The sequence below is a fragment of the Fructilactobacillus sp. X2R1C1 genome, from assembly GCF_059901435.1.
Map to the genome: position 1 here is coordinate 1 of NZ_JBWXUV010000176.1, position 230 is coordinate 230.

Consider the following 230-nt stretch of genomic DNA (forward strand, 5'->3'; position numbering starts at 1 on the left):
GCGTACCTCTTGCATAATGGGTCTGTGACTTAATGTATCAAGCAAGCTTAAGCCGATAGGTGTAGGCGCAGCGAAAGCGAGTCTGAATAGGGCGATTTAGTTTGATGCATTAGACCCGAAACCCGGCGATCTATGCATGACCAGGATGAAGGTGCGGTAACACGCACTGGAGGTCCGAACCGATTAACGTTGAAAAGTTACCGGATGAGTTGTGCTTAGGGGTGAAAGGC

1 rRNA gene is annotated in these 230 nt (G+C 49.6%); it reads left to right on the forward strand.

The annotated features are described in order from the left end of the window. A 23S ribosomal RNA gene (locus AC6UDG_RS07945) occupies positions 1–230 on the forward strand; the annotation flags it as partial.